Below are 21,247 nucleotides of genomic sequence, written 5' to 3'. Positions count from 1 at the left end.
GATCGGCCACAACGGCTGGCTCGCCGTGGCCTGGTGCCTGGGCCTGGCGGTCCTGGGCTACCTCTGGTCCACCTCGAAGTTCAACACCGACCCCAAGTAGCGGCCGGGAACGCACCGGGTCGCGACCCGAGGCACGCCCACTCCAGGGCGGCGTACACCGACACCCGTCGGCCTGCGCCGCCCCGTTGGCGTTCCCCGGCGACTGGTGCCGGATCGGCCGGACGGCGCGAGCCACGGCGATCGATGCCGGTGCGCACGACGGTCGGTAAATGGATTGCCGCCGCAGAGCCCGGCCGGATAGGAAGCTCGCATGCTAAAAGGCAGCAAGGTCGGGCTCCGCGCTCGGTACGAGGACGACATCCCGGTCCTGCGGGCGGAGCTCTACGACGACGTGGTCAACGCCTCGCGAGCCGGCAGCGGGCCGTGGCGGCCGATCACGCCCGATGCGAAGGATCCGCGGCTCGTGGTGGACGACAAGGAGCAGGGGCACGTCCCGTTCTCCGTCGTGGAGCTGGGCGGCGGCACGCTGGTCGGTACCGCGACGCTGTGGGGCATCGACAACCACAACCGGTCCGCACACATCGGGCTGGGGCTGCTGCCGTCCTCCCGGGGCAAGGGCTACGGCACCGACGTGGTCGCGGTGCTGTGTCACTACGGCTTCGTCGTGCGCGGCCTGCAGCGACTGCAGATCGAGACGCTGGCGGACAACGCCGCGATGCTGCGCTCCGCCGAGCGCAACGGCTTCGTCCGCGAGGGCGTGCTGCGCTCCTCGGCCTGGGTGATGGGGGAGTTCCTCGACGAGGTGCTGCTCGGGCTCCTCGCTGAGGACTGGAAGCCGGGCGCGAAGGCCTAGGCTGCCGCAATTGAGCAGGTGCGCGTGTGCGGGGTGAGTAGGTGTACTCAGGTCCCGACGGGCTGTCGCGGCAAGAGTAGGGGCACACCGAACATCTGGAGACGATCATGTTCATGTCCCGCTGGGTCAGCCGCCTCACCACCGCCGTCGCCGCCCCCCTCGCCGGCGCCGCAACTCTCGTGGCGCTGACCGGCTGCTCCCTGGAGTACCGGGAGGACATCTGCATGAGCGACGAGTATCCCGTCCTGACCGTGAACGGCACCGGTTCGGCGTGCGTCTCGAAGGGGGAGCAGCCCCCGGCGGGATACGTGCGGTACCCGGAGGGCAAGGTGCCCCAGCAGGTCGACGACAAGTGGGATGTGTACTGGCGCACCCACACCCTCGACAAGGACGGCGACATCATCGACGCGCCGGAAGCCGGCTGACGGGACCCTTCCGCAGGAGCCGGGGCCCTCGCCGCCTGTGCGCGCCACCCGCGGCAGACGATCGTCGCCTGCGGCCCGGCAGCGACCTTCCTGCTGATGGTGGGCCTCACCCGTCGCCACGACGACTCCCTGGGCGAGTGGCTTCCCGTGTACTGCGCCCCCTACGCCGACCGAGTCGTGACCTCCTTCGGGTGAGCCGCCGAGCTCCACGGCGGGGTGTTTCCGGCACGAGCCGAGGCGGACGTCGCACGAGTACGGTGAGTGCGGCGCCCGGGCCGGCCGCCGTGCCGGTCACGCGTCGGCATCAGGCGACGTGCGGGAGCGCGCCCTGACCACGGGGGCGTACGGATCCGCGAGTGGCCCGGCTCACATGGCGTGACACCGGCGTCGCCGACACCATGGGTGATCCGTCACCGGCAGGCTGAAGGGATCGAGAATGTTCCGCAAGGTGCTGGTAGCCAACCGCGGTGAGATCGCCATTCGTGCGTTCCGCGCGGGCTACGAGCTGGGCGCACGCACCGTCGCCGTGTTCCCGCACGAGGACCGCAACTCCCTGCACCGGCTGAAAGCCGACGAGGCCTACGAGATCGGGCAGCCCGGCCATCCGGTGCGGGCGTACCTGTCCGTGGAGGAGATCGTCCGCGCCGCGCGCCGTGCGGGAGCGGACGCCGTCTACCCGGGGTACGGATTCCTCTCCGAGAACCCGGACCTGGCCAGGGCGTGCGAGGACGCGGGCATCACCTTCGTCGGACCCAGCGCGGAGATCCTGGAGCTGACCGGGAACAAGGCGCGCGCGGTGGCCGCCGCGCGGGAGGCCGGTGTGCCGGTGCTCGGCTCCTCGGAACCGTCGACCGACGTGGACACACTGGTCCGTGCCGCCGAGGACGTCGGCTTTCCCGTGTTCGTCAAGGCGGTCGCGGGCGGCGGCGGGCGCGGTATGCGCCGCGTCGAGGATCCCGCCCAGTTGCGCGAGGCCATCGAGGCGGCGTCCCGCGAGGCGGCGTCCGCGTTCGGCGACGCCACGGTCTTCCTGGAGAAGGCCGTCGTGGAACCCCGGCACATCGAGGTGCAGATCCTCGCCGACGGCCAGGGCAACGTCATCCACCTGTTCGAACGGGACTGTTCGGTGCAGCGCCGCCACCAGAAGGTGATCGAGCTGGCGCCCGCACCCAACCTCGACCCGGAGCTGCGCGACCGCATCTGCGCCGACGCCGTGCGTTTCGCCCGCCAGATCGGCTACCGCAACGCCGGCACCGTGGAGTTCCTCCTCGACCGCGACGGCAATCACGTCTTCATCGAGATGAACCCGCGCATCCAGGTCGAGCACACGGTGACGGAAGAGGTGACCGACGTCGACCTGGTGCAGGCGCAGATGCGCATCGCCGCAGGCGAGACGCTCACCGACCTCGGCCTCGCGCAGGAGACCGTCACGCTGCGCGGTGCCGCGTTGCAGTGCCGGATCACCACCGAGGACCCGGCCAACGGATTCCGCCCGGACACCGGCCAGATCAGCGCCTACCGCTCGCCGGGCGGGTCGGGCATCCGCCTGGACGGCGGCACCACGCACGCGGGTACGGAGATCAGCGCGCACTTCGACTCCATGCTGGTCAAACTCACCTGCCGGGGACGGGACTTCACCACCGCCGTGGGGCGGGCCCGGCGTGCCGTGGCCGAGTTCCGCATCCGCGGCGTGGCCACCAACATCCCCTTCCTGCAGGCCGTGCTGGACGACCCCGACTTCCGGGCCGGCCGGGTCACCACCTCGTTCATCGAGCAGCGCCCGCACCTGCTCACCGCCCGCCACTCCGCCGACCGTGGCACGAAACTGCTCACCTACCTCGCCGACGTCACGGTCAACAAGCCGCACGGTGAACGGCCGGACCTCATCGATCCGTTGACCAAGGTGCCCGCGCTCCCTGCCGGTGAGCCGCCGGCCGGGTCCCGGCAGCGGCTTGCCGAACTCGGCCCGGAGGGCTTCGCCCGCTGGCTGCGCGCGTCACCGACCCTCGGCGTCACCGACACCACGTTCCGCGACGCCCACCAGTCGCTGCTCGCCACCCGGGTGCGCACCAAGGACATGCTCGCCGTCGCCCCGGTGGTCGCGCGCACCCTGCCCCAGTTGCTCTCCCTGGAGTGCTGGGGCGGCGCCACCTACGACGTCGCCCTGCGCTTCCTCGCGGAGGACCCGTGGGAGCGCCTGGCGGCGCTGCGGGAGGCCGCGCCGAACATCTGCCTCCAGATGCTGCTGCGCGGCCGCAACACCGTGGGCTACACGCCGTATCCCACCGAGGTGACCGACGCGTTCGTGCAGGAGGCGGCGGCCACCGGCATCGACATCTTCCGCATCTTCGACGCCCTCAACGACGTCGCCCAGATGCGGCCCGCCATCGACGCCGTACGCGAGACCGGCACGGCCGTCGCGGAGGTGGCCCTGTGCTACACCTCCGACCTCTCCGACCCGTCCGAGCGCCTGTACACCCTGGACTACTACCTGCGCCTGGCCGAGCAGATCGTCGACGCGGGCGCCCACGTGCTGGCCGTCAAGGACATGGCCGGACTGCTGCGGGCACCGGCCGCGGCGACGCTGGTGTCCGCCCTGCGCCGGGAGTTCGACCTGCCCGTCCACATCCACACCCACGACACCGCCGGCGGCCAGCTCGCCACCTATCTCGCCGCCGTCCAGGCCGGCGCGGACGCGGTGGACGGGGCGGTGGCGTCCATGGCCGGTACGACCTCGCAGCCGTCGCTGTCCGCGATCGTGGCGGCGACCGACCACTCCGAGCGGCCCACGGGCCTGGACCTCCAGGCCGTCGGCGACCTCGAACCGTACTGGGAGAGCGTCCGCAAGGTGTACGCCCCCTTCGAGGCGGGGCTCGCCTCACCGACCGGTCGCGTCTACGACCACGAGATTCCCGGCGGGCAGCTGTCGAACCTGCGCACCCAGGCGGTCGCGCTGGGGCTGGGCGACCGTTTCGAGGAGATCGAGGCGATGTACGCCGCCGCCGACCGGATGCTCGGCCGCCTGGTGAAGGTGACCCCGTCCTCCAAGGTGGTCGGCGACCTGGCGCTGCACCTGGTGGGTGCCGGCGTGTCCCCGGGGGACTTCGAGGCTGAGCCGGACCGGTTCGACATTCCCGACTCCGTCATCGGCTTCCTGCGCGGCGAGCTGGGCACCCCGCCCGGCGGCTGGCCCGAGCCGTTCCGCAGCAAGGCGCTGCGGGGCCGGGCCGAGGCCAAGCCCGTGCAGGAACTGAACGCCGACGATCGTGAGGGGCTCGCGAAGGACCGGCGGGCGACGCTCAACCGCCTGCTGTTCCCGGGACCCACGCGCGAGTTCGAGACGCACCGCGACTCGTTCGGCGACACCAGCGTGCTGGACAGCAAGGCCTTCTTCTACGGGCTGCGCCCGGGCAAGGAGTACGCGGTCGATCTCGAGCGCGGTGTGCGGCTGCTGATCGAGTTGCAGGCCGTCGGTGACGCGGACGAGCGTGGCATGCGCACCGTCATGTCCTCCCTGAACGGCCAATTGCGGCCGATCCAGGTGCGCGACAGGGCGGCCGCCTCGGACGTCCCGGCCACGGAGAAGGCCGACCGGACCAACCCCGGTCATGTGGCGGCGCCGTTCGCCGGCGTGGTCACCCTCACGGTCGCCGAGGGGGACGAGGTCGCGGCCGGTGCCACGGTGGCCACGATCGAGGCGATGAAGATGGAGGCGTCGATCACGGCCGCCAGGTCCGGCAGGGTGTCGCGACTGGCCATCAACCCCATCCAGCAGGTCGAGGGCGGCGATCTGCTCGTCGAGCTCGCCTGAGCCGCCTGCCGGGTACGTCGTCGTCGCATCGCGTCCGCCCCGCGCACGAAGGTACCTGCGCGGGGCGGACGGGGTCTGATCGGACGCCCCGAGCGTGCTCGGCAAGTGGTGCGGACGAGTTGCTGGCGGCAACGGTGTTGGCCGGTGGCCCGCAGTTGTGAGTTTGCTGATCAGCAGGCCGCTCTTCGTGCAATTTGCCGACGTCGGGAAGGGGCCCCCTGCTTGCGGGCGGGCCTGGAACCACGAGTACTTGCCGTTGGGTGTGTAGCGGTCTCTGCCTGCGCACCCGATACGAGTCGCGATCCCGCCCGTGGAGGAATCTCACGGCGGGCAGCCCGTCGAACGGGGCCACGGCTGATCGCCGCCGTTCCTTCGGGCACCTGCCAGGGTCCGGAGGTGTCGCGGTCGGCGCGGTGAGCCGCCGGACTGAAACGGCGTCACCTGCTCGGAGCAGCCGCATACGTCAACTCAAGTGCCAGGAGGCCCTGTTGTTTCCGTCGCGTCGGTCTGGGCGATGCGGCTTCAGTCGCCTGTGACCGGAGCAGAATCTGACGTCGGCTTCCGGAAGACCGGAACGATTGATGAGACACCCACCGAGCTACCAAGAGGCCCTGCTCCCATGCCCAGCACCGGCCGCGATCACCCAATCGAGACTCCCGTTCGACGAACACCGCTCAAGATCGAAAAGACAACTGCTTCTAATCACTCAGAGTCAACCGGGTCACATCGGGCATCTCCCGGATCGCCTCCTTATCGTCGGCCCTGGCCAGGCCGCTCTCCACAAGCAGCCGCAACCATCTGTCCCGGTATCGGCCGCGCCGGACACGGTCCGTGACAATGCCCGGTCCGATCATGGCTGCGACAAGCTGGGGGTAGGCCGGCCCGAGGACGAAGCGGTCGAAGAACGTGACGATGTCGTTCGCGAACACCAGGACGTCGATCGTTTCGTCCGGGTGCTTGTACAGGTGGATGTAGTCGTCGATGTCGTAGTAGTAGACGTCCCCGTCGTCCAGGTCCAGCCATATGCGGGAGCCGCACTCGATGTCCTCCGGGGCGCGGTGGCGCTCGCAGCCGATGGCCAGGGGACTGCCCAGTGGGCAGTCCGGAACGGTCGCCCGGGCCGCCCACGCGGCTGGGCCCTGGACCTCGTCGGGCTGAAAGAAGCGGAAGTGGTCGGCGCCCAGCCGCGAGAAGAGGCCGAACACCTCGGTGACCCCCTGCGGCAGTTCCGGAACGGGCTCCGGGTTCCTCGCCCCCTCGATGATCACCCCGAATCCGTGCTCGGCCTCCACCTGCGTGATCAGCTCGAGCTTGGCGCGAATCCGCTCCAGCCCTTCCCGGCGCCCCTCGTCCATCGGACATCCCCCTGTTCTCGTCATCTCGGCGTCCGGAGCAGGGTGGAGTGAGGAGCATGCTGAGCCGGGTAGCCGTCTACCCAGACATCCACGCGAGTGCTCCCCGCCGTGGTGGCGGTGCTCGCCGGGCCGGATGTGTGCGCCACCGACCGTATCGTGCTCACCGATGACATCACGGCCGGTCCACGTCGGCCCAGGTCCTCGATCGGCGCTGCCACGTAGCCTGACCAGGAGTGATGAACTCCTGGTCGTCATGCCGGGGTGGAGCCGTCCGTGGACAGCGCACCGCAGCCGCTCCCAGTTCCCTTCCCGGGGGCCCGGCTCATACGTCGTTCAGTCGCAGCAGTCGCAACAACACTTGCACGGGTTGCAGCAACCACCACCACCGCAGCAGCCGTCACCCGAGCCACCGCCGGAACCACCAGAGCCACCGGATCCCCGATCCCCGCCGCCCGAACCTCCGGCTGACCCGCCCGAGTTGCCGCCGCCCCGGCCGCCGAACCAGCCGTCGCCCCCTGAACCGCCCTGGCCCGAGCCGTCGTTGCGGTTGCCGTCGCCGAACTGCCAGGGCTCTGCGTCGTCCTCGATGCAGAGGCAGCAGTTGGAGCACACCCCGCAGCCACGGCACAACCGGCGCCACTGGCCACACCGCCGGCACTGCCCCTCCGACGGCCGGCCCGACGCCATCGAGCCGCCCTCCGGGGCCGCGCCAGTAAGCGCCCCTATGCCGCAGGCCGTGCCGGTCTCCGAAGGTATTTCCGTCGCCGTACGGCGTCCCAGCCAGGGCAGCATGCGTGAGCCCCGCGCCTTGTGGCGGTGCTGGTGATGACGATGCCGGGGGTCGAAGATGCGGTGGACGGCACGCTCCAACTCGTCGCCCAGGAGCGCTCGTACCAGCCGCCCGTCGACGAACTCGGCGTCGGACAGGGCGAGTCGGATTCCGTGGACGGCGCCGTCACAGAGCCGGCGCACTTCGGCCCGGTCCGTGCCGGTCACGGCGATCGGATTCCACGCGCCGGACGCCTCGTCCGCATCCAGGTCCTCCACCGCGTCCAGCAGATGCGCCAGCCGACCGAACAGACGGCCGGCCTCCGCCAGGGGTTCGGCGTTGCCCGGGCGGTCGGCGAGCACCGCGGTGTGCGCGAAGGCGGCGGCGGTTGCCGTCTCCGTGGGCTCCGTGACCGTCAGCAGCGAGCCGCCGGGGCCGGTCAACCGCTCGATTCCCGGCTGGCGTTCGACCGCGCCGAGCAGCACCGCGGTGTCGAAGCCGAGCCGTTCGCCGCCTGCGGCGCCCGCATGGTTCCAGCCTTGGGCGATCCGGCGTGCCGCCAGCGTCACCGGGCGGCGCCCCAACAGGCCGTCGCCGTCGGCCACATGGTCACGTATCTTCGCCGCGGCCAGCACCAGCGACACCGTCGCCGCCAGCCGCGCGCCCTCGCCCTGCGCCACGTCCGCCGCGCAGCGGGCACGGACCGGCGCCTCGCCGCCAGTCGCCGTTACGCTCCGACTGCGCCTCGGTCAGCACCGAGACGATTAGGCCGTCGTAGTTGGTGGCCACGCGCGCGAACTGCCCGTACTCGCCGCGCAGCGCCAGGCACAGCCCACACAGATGCGCCATCCACTCGGTACGCATGGCCTCGCCCAGGCGATGACGGCACGGCCTGATGATTCCGAACACCGAAAGTTCTCCCCCGCAGATACAGCTACCGAAACAAGGCCAGATGAACGGCTCACGGACGCACGACCGCATGTGACCTCTACGCGCGGCCGACATCCTAGACCCAACACCGCTGACTTCGCGAGCGGTTCGAGGCTCTGACGTGCGGAAATGTCGTCACCCAGGCCAGAAGAAGGCCCGCGCCGCCCAGGACGCCGGATCGGGACCGGGTGCCGGGCGGACGGGGCAGGCCGCCGGCGATGGGCCGAGGAGCAGAAGCGGCTGCGGAAGCCGTCCGCCGAGCAGGCGAGGGCGATCGAGTTCTTGCACAGGGCGACCCTTGCCTGGTCAACCTTCCGTGTGGAAGACCACCTCCGGGTACTCGGCGGTCGGCCCGTCCAGCAGCTTCCGGTCCACGCCCTTCAGGTGCAGGTCGAAGAACGCTGTCACGTATGCGCGGGTGATTTCCTGCGACCGCTTGCGCGACAGGGGCTCCTCCTGCGGCAGGAGGCCGAGTTGCTCACCGAGGACGGGCACGTCAGTGAAGGTGAGGTGTTCCGCTCCGGTGACGTTGATCCAGCGCTTCCAGCCGTCGAGGAGCGGCCAGTCGCGTATCCAGGAGCGGTCACCGTCGCCGGTGCCGACCTTCTCCACCCGGCCCGCCTCGCTCGACGAGATGGTGACGCAGACCGTCGGCCGGGCGCTCGACCACTTGCGTCTTCCGCATCCGGTGACCGCACGGGGGCGCCGGATTCCAGGACTCAGACTCTGCTGAGAGCAGTTCCTGAACTCGGTGTGTGCTGGTGGCTGTGTGGTGGTGCCGTTCCGACGACGTCACAGGCCGTGTGTACGGCAGCGTCGGCCTGACGGCGCTGCAATCTGAAGCGGGCCCTACCACTGTGCCGAGTCGGGCCTCGCGGAGAATTCGCCGTCGTCGGCTCGCGCCCGGACCTTGCGCCAGAACTCCAGCGCGGCGTACTCCATGCCCAGGCCCAGTTCGAGGGTGATCATGCGTCCGGCGACCTCTTCGATCTGTCCGTAGCGGCGTGCATCTCCTCGTACTCCGCGATGCGGCGTTCGTGCTGCTCGACCTGCTCCCGCGCGAGCCGTGCCACGTCCTCCGGTCCCGCCAGCTCGTTGAAGAACAGCTTGATCTCCGCGACGTCGCGGAGTTCGAAGTGCTCCTCGGGTCTCCGGCCACGTCGCCGACAGCCTCATGAACATGGAGACCATCCGGGCGTTCGCGGCCGAGCGGCGGGAGGCCGACGAACACCGCAGCCGTGTCGCGGACTCCCGGCGCCTGACACTGAGGTCGTGGGACTACGGCAATCTGCGCGTCGACACGCTGATCGCCCTGTGTCCGTACTGACCAACGTGCTGGGCCTGTTGGTCGCCGTCGCCTTCGGTGGCCCGGGCCAGGGAGTGGAGGAGGTCGTCGTCGCTTTCACCTACTACTCCAACGCGACCCAGATCATGTTCGAGTTCAACCAGATCTACCGGCGTCTGGAAAGCTCGATGACCGAGGCGGCGCAGTTCACGGAGCTGCTGCTGGATCCGCCCACCGTGCTCGACCCGACGGAACCCGAACCGCTCGCACCGCGGGACACAGGCGTCCGCTTCGAGGCGGTGACCTTCGCCCACGCGGGCGCGAAGCCGATTTTCCAGGCACTCGACCTGGACGTGCCCGCAGGCGCACGGATCGGTCTGGTCGGCAGGTCCGGCGGCGGCAAGACCACACTCACCCGGCTCCTGCTGCGGATGTCGGACATCGACGAGGGACGCATCCTGATCGGTGGTCAGGACATCAGCCGGCTGCGCCAGACCGACCTGCGCTCACTGGTCGCCTACGTCCCGCAGGAACCCGCCATGTTCCACCGCAGCCTGCGGGACAACATCGCCTTCGCCCGGCCCAGCGCCACCGACGAGGAGATCCACGCCGCGGCCGTGGCCGCGCACGTCACGGAGTTCGCCGAGCAACTCCCCGACGGCTTCGGCACTCTGGTGGGGGAGCGGGGAGTGAAACTCTGGGGCGGCCAGCGCCAGCGCGTCGCCCTCGCCAGGGCCATCCTGCGCGACGCCCCGATCCTCCTGCTCGACGAGGCGACCAGCGCGCTGGACTCGGAGAGCGAGCTCCTCGTCCAGGACGCCCTGTGGCGGTTGATGGACGGACGTACGGCCCTCGTGGTCGCCCACCGTCTGATCCTGGTTCTTCGACGGCGGCGATCAGCTGCACCCCAATGACAAGGGAATGCAGGCGATGGCCGACGCGGTGGACCTCACGAGCCTGACGTCTTGCTGACGGCGGGCTCCACGCGCGGCGATCACGCCGATGTGGCTCAGGCGGCCGGTGCGAGCAGGACGACCGTCTCTCGGGTCCTCAACACCCGGGCGAGGTCGACGCGTCGACAGCCGCCTGAGTCCGCGAGGTGATCAACCGCAGGGGCTGGTTCCTCAAGGGATTGACGGCGTATGCGAAAGCCGCATCTCATGTGACCGTCCTGAGCAATTCGGAAAGCGGAATCGGTCTGCCCGCAATCGCGCGATCACGCAGGCGGTCACGCCGTTGATTCTCCTCGCGTGCTCCGCCTCAGCATCGAGGCAATGCCACATCTACCGACTCAATGCTATGTGGCGCACCACCATTGCTTCTCGGCCCCATACGCACCCAGGATCCTCGCCACCACACTTCTGGAACCTGCCCCCTCAAGCGCCTCGTGTTCCAGCAGTTCCCACGTACCCCACATGCTCCCCCAGAACGACCTGCACCACCACAGGAGGATCCTCCATGACCACGGCACCCTCACAGGAGCCGGACATGGCCGTGAGCCGGGACAACTGGCTCGCGCGCATGGCGTTGCGCTTCACGGCCTTCACCGAGAAGTGGCTGCCCGATGCCCTGGGCTTTGTGCTGGTGGGGACGTTCGCGGTATTCGCGCTCGGCCTCGTGACCGGCGAGAAGCTGTGGGGCGCCCCGTCCGACCCGGCGGCGACCAGCGGCTACGGACTCGTTGACGCATGGGGGCAGGGCTTCTGGTCCCTGATCACCTTCACCCTCCAGATGGCGATGATCATTATCGCCGGGTACGCGGTCGCGGTCTCACCGCCGGTCGGCCGGCTCATCGGCCGGATCGCGCTGGTGCCGCGCACCCCCCGTGGCGCCATCGCGTTCACCGCGGCCGTCGCCATGGTGAGCTCCTACCTGAACTGGGCCTTCAGCCTCATCTTCACGGCGATCCTGGCCAAGGAGATCGCGCGCCGGATAGCAGGCGTGGACTACCGGGCGCTCGGCGCGATGGCCTTCCTCGGCCTCGGCACCGTATGGGCCCAGGGCCTGTCCGGGTCGGCGGCTCTGCAGGTCGCCAGTGCCGCATCGAGTCCTCCCGCCGTGCAGGAGGTCATCGCGGAGGGGCGCGGGAGCGGCCTCATCCCCCTGACGGAGACCATCTTCCTGTGGCAGGGACTCCTGGCCACGGCGATCGTCTTCGTCGTCGCGGTCGGCACGGCCTGGCTGCTGTCCCCGTCTCCCGAGCGGGCGAAGACCGCCGAGCAGCTGGGCATCGAACTGGGCCCCGCCGTCGATGAGGAACGCACGCCGCTGCGCCGCGGCAGGCCGGGGGAGTGGATCGAGTACAGCCCGGTCTTCGCGATCCTCCTCTTCGCTCTCGGCGTGTGGTACCTGGCCCGGCACTTCGCCAACGCGGAGGGCAGCGCCCTCAACGCCCTCGACCTGAACACCGTCAACCTGATCCTGATCCTGCTCGCGCTCATCCTGCACTGGCGTCCGGTACGGCTGGCCCAGGCAGTCAAGGACGGCACACCCGCGGCCTCCGGCGTCCTGCTCCAGTTCCCCTTGTACGGCGGCATTTTCGGGATGATCGCCTTCACCGGGCTCAGCAAGACCATCGCGGGCTGGCTGGTGTCGGTGTCGAACGAGTTCCTCTACCCGGCCTTCATCGCCGTCTACAGCTGCGTACTCGGTGTCTTCGTCCCCAGCGGGGGCAGCAAGTGGGTGATCGAGGCGCCGTACGTCCTGGACGCGGCCAACCAACTCCATGTCAACCAGGGCTGGATGGTCGTGGTCTACGACCTCGGCGAGGCCAGCGCCAATCTGCTCCAGCCTTTCTGGATGCTGCCCACGCTGACGATCCTCGGGCTCAAGGCCCGCGACATCATGGGCTACACCTTCGCCATGTTCCTGGTCTGCTTCCCGCTCGTCCTCGTTCTCGTCACCCTGCTCGCCCGCACCCTGCCGTTCCCCTGAGGCCTGCCGGCTGCCTACCGCCTGCTTCCACCGCTTCGGGTGCCTGACCTGCGCGTCAGTCCCCGAAGCGCCCCCGGCGAGCCGTCAGTTCATGGCGGCGGCCTCGCTTTCCGTGGCCGCCGACAGTTCCCGCCTCCGAGGCCGTGCGCCAGGCGGCAGCCGCTTCTTCAGCCCGGCCGGCAGCCACCAGGCCCGCCGCGCGGCCCGGCGCCCTCGTGGCTCTCGACATCCGGGAGAGGAACAGGCAGGACGGGTTCACCCACCCTGGCTGTCAGCCGCCTCCAGCAGGCCGACGAACATGGTTTGGTGGAGCACCTCTACATGTGCGCGCGCGACGTCCGCCGCTGCTGCGGTGTCGCCGTCGCGCAGGGCGTCGATCAGGGCGTGGTGCTCACGGTTGGACTGCCGCAGAGCGTCCATCGGGTAGGGCAGGTAGTAGCGGTACAGCTGGTGGAGCACGCCGCGGTAAGCCTCGGCGGCTGCGGGGACGCCGGTGGCGGCTGCGACGGCGAGGTGGAACCGCTCGTCGCAGCCGTGGAACTCCGCCCAGGTCGGAGTCCGGTCCATCTCATCGGCCAGCTGCTGGAGGTGCGTCATGGCGGCCTCGTCGGCGTTGCGGGCCGCCAGGTGGGCGAGGCCGCACTCCAGGACGAGTCGCTGGTCGATCAATGCGTGCACCTCGGTGTTCTGCGCGCGGTAGGCGTCCGTCGCCTCCACCCACGCCGCATCTTCGGTCACGTCCACCCGCGTTACCGCACCCCGGCTGTCAACATCCTCCTCACCGGGGCCGTCGGACTGATCGCTCTGCAACTCAGCGTCGCGACGTCCACCTCCTTCATCAACTTCGGCGCCTTCATCGCCTTCACCTTCGTCAACCTCGCCGTCATCGCCACCTACCTGCGCGAGCGCCCGCGGGCCGCCGCCCCGGCCTGCTGGGCTACGTGATCGCCCCCGCGATCGGCGCCGCAGTGGACCTGTGGCTCCTGGCCAACCTCGACGGCAAGGCCCTCATTCTCGGCACCACCTGGCTCGCTCTCGGTATCTGCTACCTGGCCTACCTGACCCGAGGCTTCCGCAACCCTCCGCCGGAACTCACCTTCGAGGAAGAGCCCTCTGCCCTCGCCGAATCGGTCTGAGTCTGTCGCGCCGCTCGCCCCGCGGACCCGACTCCTGGGAGATCGCCCGCGCGAATACGACGTCGCCTGTGCTCGTGGGTACATGCTCCGGAACTCGTGAACAGAACGCATGCAGCGGCCGGCTGCGGAAGACGTACTTCGTCGTGCGTCGGCTGATCACCGCCGCGGCCTCGCGGAAGGTCTGGTCGCCCTCCGGGTAGGGCAGTGGCGGAAAAGGATCGGCGCAGGAGTGGAAGTCGTCCACGACCAGGTGGACATGCCGAACGCGCCGACCGGGGGGCGGGCTTGGGCGCCGGGGCCTCCCCATGCCCCTCGCGTCGAGGGGCGTGTCCGCAGGTCATTTGCAGCAGGAGGACCCCTGAGGCAAGGGGCGTGAGTGCCGGCAGTTACGGCCCGTGAAGCACCGGTGAAAACCCTGTGGAAGCAGTGCCGGTGGGACCGCTTATGCTGCACCGAACGATCAAGGGCACCAGGGGAGGGCGCGGCATGTTCGGCAAGCTGTTCGGCAGGGGTGCGGAGAGACCGGCGGGGGATCCGCACGTCCTTCCTGTCACGCGCAGACAGAAGAACGGGATGTACAAGCTGCGCGCGCTCGGCGACACACGGGTCCTCGCGCTGGTGGAGGCGGCCGACGCGGGTGACTGGGAGGCGGTCAAGGCGGCGCTGGTCCCCTTCGACCTCGGCCGCGACCACCAGGTACTCGGTGAGCTGGCCAAGATGGACGGTGTGCAGGACTGGGCAGGCCGTGCCGTCGAGGAGGACAAGGAGCACCGGGCCACTGCCCTGCTCATATCGGGCGCGCGCCACATCAGGTGGGGCTGGGAGGCGCGCACCGCGGCGCGGGCCGTGGACGTCACGCAGGAGCAGTGGCGGATCTTCCACGACCGGCTCCACATAGCCGAGGAGCAGCTGCTGGAGGCCGCCGAGTTGCGGCCCGAGTGGATCGCCCCGTGGCGCCGGCTGCTCACCTCCGGCCGCGGCATGTCGCTGGGCCCCGCCGTCAACGAGACCCGGCGCGACGCCGCCCTGCGGCGCGACCCGCTGGACCTGGAGACCCACCTGGAGTGGGTGTCGCAGTTGCAGCCCCGCTGGGGCGGCGAGGCCGGCGAGGCGATGGCGTTCGCACGTGACGCGCTCGCCCGTGCCCCGCAGGGGCACCGCCTCGGATGCGTCATCGCCATGGCGCACATCGAGGACTGGGTCGAGTCGGAGGATGGCGACCACCTCGAAAGGCCTGACGTGCAGGCCGAGTTGCGCGCGGCAGCCGACCACAGCATCCTCCATCCCGACTACGTGTGGCGCCCGGGCTGGCAGCACGACTTCAACACGTTCGCCATGGCCCTGTCGCTGGCCGGAGAGCGCCACACGGTTCGCCGTGTCTTCCAGACGCTCGACGGCGCCTACACCAGCTGGCCGTGGGACTACTTCGCGGACCCCGAGAAGCAGTTCGCCCGCCGCCACCGCCGCGCCTGAGCGCATCGGGCCCCGGCCCCTCCCACGAGCGTCGTCCACCACGTCGGTCCGCGCCCGCAAGCAGGTCCTCGGTCCGGCCCACGAGCGGCGTCGCCCGCGCCCGTACGCAGGTCCCCCGGCCCCGCCCACGAGCGTCGCCCGCCACGTCGGCCGCGCTCGTACGCAAGTCCCCGGGCGGCCCGCTCGCACACCGTCGCCGCCACTTCCGAGGCGCACGCCACCCGTCGCGCGCCACCAACGCCGTGCCCGAGCACACACAGCTCCCGGCCCAGCCCGCCACCCGTCGCCACTCCTACTCCGGACTGCCCGATGACTCTGCCCGACACCGCCGCGAACCCGGCCGGCGCCGACCGCACCTTCCAGGTGGATCTGCGCGGCCTCGTCGACCTCCTCTCCCATCACCTCTACTCCAGCCCCCGCGTCTACCTGCGCGAACTCCTCCAGAACGCGGTGGACGCGCTGACCGCCCGGCACGGACTGGGACCGGCCGCCGCCGCCGGCGCCTTCGGTATCCGGCTGTACGCCGACGGTTCGGTGGTACGCGTGGAGGACGACGGCGTCGGCCTCACCGAGGCCGACGTGCACACCTTCCTCGCCACGATCGGCCGCAGCAGCAAGCGGGCCACGGGGCTCCCCTCGGACGAGCCCATCCGAGGCTGGGGGAGGATCGCCGAGCAACGCGGCGACTTCATCGGCCAGTTCGGCATCGGCCTGCTCTCCTGCTTCCTGGTCGCGGACGAGATCCACGTCCTGAGCCGCTCCGCCCGTACCCCCGACGCCCCTGCCGTGGAGTGGCGGGGACGCGGCGACGGCAGCTACACCGTCCGCAGCCTGCCCGCCTCCGCCCGCCCCCGGCCCGGCACCACGGTCACGCTGACCCCGCGCACCGACGCGGGCGAGTGGACCCGGCCGGCCCAGGTGCACGCGCTCGCCCGGCACTTCGGTTCCCTGCTGCGCCATCCGGTGACCTTCGACGACGGCACGGGCGGCCAGGGCGCCTTGGTCAACCCCGAGCCCGCACCCTGGGCGCGTACGTATCCCACGCCGGGCGCCCGCTCCCGCGCGCTGGCGGCGTACGGCGAGGAGGTCTTCGGGTTCACGCCGCTGGACACCATCGAGCTGGACCTGCCCGCCGTGGGCCTGAGGGGCATCGCCTGTGTGCTGCCCGAGGCGGTGCCGGCCGGGCGCCGCCACGGTCACCGCGTGCACGTCAAGGGCATGCTGCTGTCCGAGCAGGCCGAGGAGATCCTGCCCGAGTGGGCGTTCTTCGTCCGCTGTGTCATCGACGCCGAGAGCCTGCGCCCGACGGCGTCCCGCGAGTCCCTGTACGAGGACGACACCCTCGCCGCCGTCCGCGACGCCCTCGCCGAGCGACTGCGCGCGTGGATCGCACGGGCCGCCGCCAGCGACCCCGACCTGCTCGGCCGCTTCCTCCAGGCACACCACCTGGCCGTGAAGTCGCTCGCGGTGCACGACGACGAGATCCTGCGCATGCTGCTGCCCTGGCTGCCGTTCGAGACCACCGACGGGCACACCACTCTCGACGAGTTCGCGCGCACCCACCGCACCGTGCTGGTGACGTCGAGCGTGGAGGAGTTCCGGCAGGTCGCGGCGATCGCCTCGGCCGCCGGACTCGGCGTCGTCAACGGCGGCTACACCTACGACCGCGAACTGGTCCACCGGCTGCCCGAGATCAGGCCCGAGGCCACCGTGGCCGACCTCGACCCGGCGACCCTCACCGCCCACCTCGACCCGGTGGACCGGGAGACGGAACTGGCCGCCGCGGCCTACCTGGCCCTGGCCCGTGACGCCCTGGCCGTCTTCGACTGCGACGTGGCGCTGCGCACCTTCCAGCCCGCCTCCGCCCCCGCCCTCCTCGTCGACAGCCGTGAGGCCCGGCACGAGCGCACCCGCTCCCAGCTCGCCCGTGAGCAGGAGGGTGGCCTGTGGGGCGACATCCTCGGCGCCCTGCGCCAGGAGGCACCGCGGGCCCAGCTGATCCTCAACCAGCTGAACCCTCTGGTCCGCACCGCCGTCGCCATCGACGAGCCGGAACTGGCCCGCACCAGCGTCGAAGCCCTCTACGGGCAGGCCGCGATGCTGTCGCGGCGCCCGCTCAGGCCCGCCGAATCGAGCCTCATCAACCGCTCCTTCCTCGACCTTCTCGCCCACGCCCTCCGCAAGGACAGCTGACGATGCCGACCGCACCCCAGACCACCGACGAGCTGTACCAGGCGCTCAAGGAGAACGACCGGCGCCCCTACGGCCGCACCCGCACCGTCACCGCGGAGGAACTTGTCGACGCCGCCGAGCAGTTCGGCGAGCCCGTCGCGCTGGTCCACGCGCTCCTCGAACTCCAGGAGGCGTACACGTACGGCTCCGAGCCCCGGAAGTCGCCCGTCGTCTTCGCCCGCGTGCTCGCCCTCTTCGACGAGCAGCCCGACGTCTTCGACGAGCGGATGCGCCACACGCTGTTCTGGCGGTTCAAGTGGGTGGCCAACGCCCTGCGCGCGCTGCCCGAGATGCCGCTGGCCAGCCTGCGCCAGTGGCTGACGGAGATGCGTGACCGGTACGAGAAGGCAGGCCTCGGCCTCCAGCCGTACTACGGACAGGCGTACCAGCTCGCCGCCCACGTCGGTGAGGACACCACGCTCGCCTACGAGTTGTGGGCGGGCCGTACCCGCACCCGGCTCAGCGACTGCGAGGCCTGCGAGATCTGCGAGCGTGCCCTGTACCACCTCGCGGCGGGCGACGACGAGCGGGCGCTCGGCGTCTGGGAGCCGGTGCTGACCGGGAAGGACTCCTGCCAGGAGGAGCCGGCTCGCTCCATCTCGTACGCGCTGCTGCCCCTGCTGCGTACCGGCCGCACCGACCGGGCCCGCGAACTGCACCTCGCCGGCTACCGCGCCTGCCGCCGCAACCCGTCGATGTCCCGGGAGGTCGGCCGGCACCTGGAGTTCTGCGCGCTGACCGGCAACGAGGCACGCGGCCTCGAACTGCTCGCGGAGAACCGGACCCTGTTCGACGACGTCGACTCGCCCCTGGACCTGCTCGACTTCCTCACCGGCGTGGAGGTTCTCCTCCAGCGCGTCGAGTTCCTCGGCCACGGCGAACTGCCCGCCGCCGGATACGCGGGCCGCACCTGGACGGTGGCCGGACTGCGCGCCGAGGTGCGCGGCCGCGCCGACGACCTCGCCGCCCGCTTCGACTCCCGCAACGGCACCACGGCCCACACCGACCGCCGCAGGGACCGCCTCGGCCGTGCCCCGCTCATGGAAGCGCTGGAACTCACCCTGCGCACCCACGGTCTCGACGACGTGACCCCGGCCGGCCGGACCGCCCCGGTCGCCGCGCCCACCGCCCCCGTTCCCGATTCCCTTCCCGAACTCATCCTGCGGGCACGGGAGCTGGACGAGCAGGGGCACCCGGACGCGCCCGCCTGCTGGGCCCGGCTGCGCACCCTCGCCGCCGCCCGCGACTACACCCACCCCGCCGACCCCGCCGTGGGCCCCCTCGTACAGCTGCGCGCGGACCTGCTGGCCGACGAGGCGAGCAGGGCCAGTGACAAGGACGACCACGCCGTCGCCGCAGAGCTGCACGAGGAGGCCGCCGGCCTCTACGAGGACGCGGGGGCACCGGCCCACGCGGCGCTCGCCCGCGCCTGCGCCGTGCTCGCCGCCGCCGAGCTTCCCGCCGAGGGCGGCGACACCACCGAGGCGAAGACGGCCGCGCTGACCGCCGCCCACGAGACCATGGTCGGCCTGCACGAGCGGACGCCCGGTCTCGCCCCGTACCAGGAGGCCCGCCTGCTGCGGCTGCGGGCGACCGCGCTCGGTCTGCGCCTGCAGACGTCCGGGAACGAGGAGCACGTCGCGCCGGTCTTCGCCGAGGTGGACCTGCTCCATGCCTTCGCCACCCGGCACGACCTCGCCGGGCAGATCTCCGGCGCCCTGCTGCTGCGGGCCAGCACCCACGCCCTCTCCGGCGACCTGCCCGCCGCCGTCACCGAGATCGACGCCCTCATCGACCGGCTCAGGGCGCACGGCCCCGCCTGGCACCTGCCCCGCACCCTCGGGCTGCGGGGCCGCCTCCAGCTCGGCCTGCGCGACCCGCAGGCCGCGCACCGCGACCTCGCCGAGGGCCTGCGCCTGGCCGCCGACTGGCCGGTGGACGCGGTCGACACCGCCCGCCTCCACGGCGACCTGGCCGAGGCGTGCATGCACCTGGGCCGCCCCGACGAGGCACTGCGGCACCTGACCCGCTCCGCGGAGCAGGACCTTCGCCGCGGCAGCCGGCTGGACGCCTTCTGCGCCTACAGCAACGCGGCCCAGCTCACTCTCGACCTCGGTCGCGTCGAGGACTGCATCGCGCTGCTCGACTCCCTGCTGACCGAACCCGACATCGCCGCCGGCGAGCAGGACGACCGGCTCGTCGCCCAACTGCGCCTGACCCGCGCCCGAGCGCTGCACGCGGGGGAGGATCTCAAGGCCGCCACGGCCGAGTTCGTCGCCCTCGCCGCCGAGTCGGCGGCCTGGGACGACGACCCGGGGAGCCACTCCATGATCGCCGCGGAGACCGCCGTACTCCTCGGCGAGTCCGGCGAGTTCGGCCGGGCCCGCCAGGCGGCGGACCAGGCACTCGCCGCCCACGCGAAGGCCCCGCGCTACGAGCAGCTCAGCAACTGCCTGCGCGAACTCGCGCGCCTCCAGGCCCAGCAACAGGGGCAGGCCGGCCTGGCCGACGCCCGCACCTACCTCGCCGACGCCGGCCGGATCGCCGACGAGGCCCGCGCCGCCGAGTACGAGGCCCGCGGCCGCTCCCTGGACACCGCCCTGGCCTATGAACACGGGAGGGTCAACGCCTACGCGGGGGAGTACGAGGATGCCCTGGCCGCTCTGGAGAAGGCCATCGCTCTGATCGGCGAACCGGGACCGGATCAGGAGGGCGCGGGCGAGTGGGCCGAGTGCGTCCGCCTCGCAGGCGCCGTGGAGGGCATCTACCTGGAGCGCCCGGCCCCGTCCCTGGCCCGCCTGGACGCGGCGGTCGCCCGCCTGACCGCGCTCGGCCACACCGAGGAGACCGAGCAGCTGACCGCCTTGGCGGCCCGGCTGCGCGACGAGGAGTGAAAGGGGCAGGCGCGGTGCCGGGGCGACATCCGTCCCGGCCACCGGCGCCGCCTGCGCCGGCCCGTGGGGCCGGTGCGGACGTCGTGCGGAGCGGTGTCCCGGCAGTGCGGTCCGCTGCGGTGCCGGGCGCCGATCGCCCGAGCCGTCCTCCGGCCTCTCGGCGGCGGGGGAGGGGCCGGGCATCTGCGGCACATCGCTGTCGCAGCAGGCGGCGGCCTGCCCAGGTCACCTGCCGTTCTGTCAGCTTCCTCCACTGCCGCGCGGTCGAAGCGCCTCGTCCGCGCCCGGGGGCATGCGCCCCCGCTCGTGGCGGAGCGCGGCGCCCGTGACGACCGCGCCGACCCCCTCCCACACACCCACGCCGAGGAAACCGGCCGGGGCGCGGCCACCGATCACCGCGAGCGTGAAGACCGCGCAGGTCAGCAGACGGAACGGGACGGTCCAGCGGAAGAAGGCCTTCCAGTCGGAGAGCGCGGCGAGGACGTAGTACACACCCACGTTGAGCGCCGCCATCGAGGAGGCGGTCACGAAGACGAGGGTGTGGTCTTCGTCCGCTCGCCGAGAGCCCGCCACCGGCGTGAAGCCCATGACCTCGAGCAACGCGTCCGGGGCGACGAGCCCCACCACACCCATGAGGGCGGCGAGGACGCCGAACACGGCCATGGTCCAGCCGGACGGGGAGCGGGGCAGGAGTCGCACGAAGTCCTCCACGGTTCAGGGGAGTTGAGCCTCGGACACCCCTTGCATACCGTGCGACCCCGGTGCTCGACGCACCGGGGTCGGTGAGGGTGGACGGTCAGCCACCCTGGACGCCGGGCCGGGCGGCGCTCCTTCGGGCGTTGTTGTACAGGCGCAGCAGATGCTTCGCGACGGGGCACGGCACCGTGTCCACATGGCACTGCCGGCAGGTCCGCGTGTGGTGCTCGTGGTCGGCGCGCGCCTGCTGCAGGGCATCACCAGAAGTCGACATCGATGTCCTCGGAGTTGACGAAGGAAGGGTGGCGGCAGAACGAGCGCCTGTGCGACCGGCCGTTGTGCCCGTGCGGTGCGCCCGGGGGAAAAGTTGATCATGTTACTTAGGGTAGTGGGAAGCCGAGTTCCCGCTCCTGCCGCACGTTCCTCATCCGCCGCCCCCGGCCGGAAAACACTT

At 71.2% G+C, this 21,247-nt stretch carries 15 protein-coding genes and 3 pseudogenes; 11 read left to right on the top strand and 7 right to left on the bottom strand.

Translation table 11 applies throughout. The annotated features are described in order from the left end of the window. The 4 genes and pseudogenes from ACIHCM_RS29950 to ACIHCM_RS29935 form a co-directional block, all read left to right on the top strand. Positions 1–100: pseudogene (locus ACIHCM_RS29950) on the top strand (ABC transporter permease); the annotation flags it as partial. A gap of 210 nt (positions 101–310) precedes the next feature. Then, positions 311–853, top strand: a complete 543-nt coding sequence (locus tag ACIHCM_RS29945) for a GNAT family N-acetyltransferase (RefSeq protein WP_399902502.1) — start codon at positions 311–313, stop codon at positions 851–853. 107 nt (positions 854–960) lie between these two features. Beyond that, entirely contained in the window at positions 961–1,278 is a 318-nt protein-coding gene (locus ACIHCM_RS29940) for an SCO0607 family lipoprotein (RefSeq protein ID WP_399902499.1), read from the top strand. A gap of 436 nt (positions 1,279–1,714) precedes the next feature. Further along, on the top strand, positions 1,715–5,089 hold the full coding sequence (locus ACIHCM_RS29935) for a pyruvate carboxylase (RefSeq protein ID WP_399902496.1): 3,375 nt from the start codon (positions 1,715–1,717) through the stop codon (positions 5,087–5,089). 698 nt (positions 5,090–5,787) lie between these two features. Here ACIHCM_RS29935 and ACIHCM_RS29930 read toward each other — a convergent pair. The 4 genes and pseudogenes from ACIHCM_RS29930 to ACIHCM_RS29915 all read right to left on the bottom strand — a co-directional run bounded on the left by ACIHCM_RS29930 (position 5,788) and on the right by ACIHCM_RS29915 (position 9,216). After that, positions 5,788–6,444 carry a hypothetical protein gene (locus ACIHCM_RS29930; protein ID WP_399902493.1) on the bottom strand — a complete coding sequence of 219 codons (657 nt, stop codon included), beginning with the start codon at positions 6,442–6,444 and terminating at the stop codon, positions 5,788–5,790. A 333-nt stretch (positions 6,445–6,777) separates the two neighbouring features. Further along, positions 6,778–8,062: pseudogene (locus ACIHCM_RS29925) on the bottom strand (DUF5685 family protein). 387 nt (positions 8,063–8,449) lie between these two features. Then, complete coding sequence (locus tag ACIHCM_RS29920) at positions 8,450–8,755, bottom strand: hypothetical protein (RefSeq protein ID WP_399902491.1); 306 nt, start codon at positions 8,753–8,755, stop codon at positions 8,450–8,452. Positions 8,756–9,108: 353 nt separating this feature from the next. Then, positions 9,109–9,216, bottom strand: coding sequence for a hypothetical protein (locus ACIHCM_RS29915; RefSeq protein WP_399902487.1), 108 nt, complete (start codon positions 9,214–9,216; stop codon positions 9,109–9,111). Positions 9,217–9,287: 71 nt separating this feature from the next. On the opposite strand from ACIHCM_RS29915, the pseudogene ACIHCM_RS29910 reads away from it, so the two are divergent. Then, a pseudogene (locus ACIHCM_RS29910) lies at positions 9,288–10,309 on the top strand (ABC transporter ATP-binding protein); the annotation flags it as partial. A 577-nt stretch (positions 10,310–10,886) separates the two neighbouring features. Further along, the gene (locus ACIHCM_RS29905; RefSeq protein WP_399902484.1) at positions 10,887–12,362 is read left to right on the top strand and encodes a short-chain fatty acid transporter; all 1,476 of its coding nucleotides are present in this window, start codon (positions 10,887–10,889) and stop codon (positions 12,360–12,362) included. A gap of 255 nt (positions 12,363–12,617) precedes the next feature. Here the strand turns inward: ACIHCM_RS29905 and ACIHCM_RS29900 are convergent, their stop codons facing one another. Beyond that, entirely contained in the window at positions 12,618–13,031 is a 414-nt protein-coding gene (locus ACIHCM_RS29900) for an FCD domain-containing protein (protein ID WP_399902481.1), read from the bottom strand. A 3-nt stretch (positions 13,032–13,034) separates the two neighbouring features. On the opposite strand from ACIHCM_RS29900, the gene ACIHCM_RS29895 reads away from it, so the two are divergent. From ACIHCM_RS29895 to ACIHCM_RS29875, 5 genes are all read left to right on the top strand, one after another. After that, the gene (locus ACIHCM_RS29895; protein WP_399902478.1) at positions 13,035–13,307 is read left to right on the top strand and encodes a hypothetical protein; all 273 of its coding nucleotides are present in this window, start codon (positions 13,035–13,037) and stop codon (positions 13,305–13,307) included. Continuing rightward, positions 13,304–13,498, top strand: a complete 195-nt coding sequence (locus tag ACIHCM_RS29890; protein ID WP_399902475.1) for a hypothetical protein — start codon at positions 13,304–13,306, stop codon at positions 13,496–13,498. Before ACIHCM_RS29895 ends, ACIHCM_RS29890 begins: the two co-directional genes overlap by 4 nt. 486 nt (positions 13,499–13,984) lie before the next feature. Next, positions 13,985–14,971, top strand: coding sequence for a hypothetical protein (locus tag ACIHCM_RS29885; protein ID WP_399902472.1), 987 nt, complete (start codon positions 13,985–13,987; stop codon positions 14,969–14,971). Between the two features lie 309 nt (positions 14,972–15,280). Beyond that, positions 15,281–17,164 carry an HSP90 family protein gene (locus ACIHCM_RS29880; RefSeq protein WP_399902469.1) on the top strand — a complete coding sequence of 628 codons (1,884 nt, stop codon included), beginning with the start codon at positions 15,281–15,283 and terminating at the stop codon, positions 17,162–17,164. Between the two features lie 2 nt (positions 17,165–17,166). Beyond that, complete coding sequence (locus ACIHCM_RS29875) at positions 17,167–20,097, top strand: hypothetical protein (RefSeq protein WP_399902466.1); 2,931 nt, start codon at positions 17,167–17,169, stop codon at positions 20,095–20,097. 240 nt (positions 20,098–20,337) lie between these two features. On the opposite strand, the gene ACIHCM_RS29870 is transcribed toward ACIHCM_RS29875, so the two are convergent. Continuing rightward, positions 20,338–20,760 (bottom strand): hypothetical protein, encoded by a 423-nt coding sequence (locus ACIHCM_RS29870; RefSeq protein ID WP_399902520.1) that lies wholly within the window; start codon positions 20,758–20,760, stop codon positions 20,338–20,340. Positions 20,761–20,893: 133 nt separating this feature from the next. Then, positions 20,894–21,067 carry a hypothetical protein gene (locus ACIHCM_RS29865; RefSeq protein ID WP_399902463.1) on the bottom strand — a complete coding sequence of 58 codons (174 nt, stop codon included), beginning with the start codon at positions 21,065–21,067 and terminating at the stop codon, positions 20,894–20,896. Between the last annotated feature and the right edge of the window lie 180 nt (positions 21,068–21,247).

The organism is Streptomyces sp. NPDC052023 (assembly GCF_044548465.1).
Lineage (GTDB): Bacteria > Actinomycetota > Actinomycetes > Streptomycetales > Streptomycetaceae > Streptomyces.
Note: the sequence above shows the minus strand (reverse complement) of the source record. Positions and strands in the feature narration are given on the sequence as shown.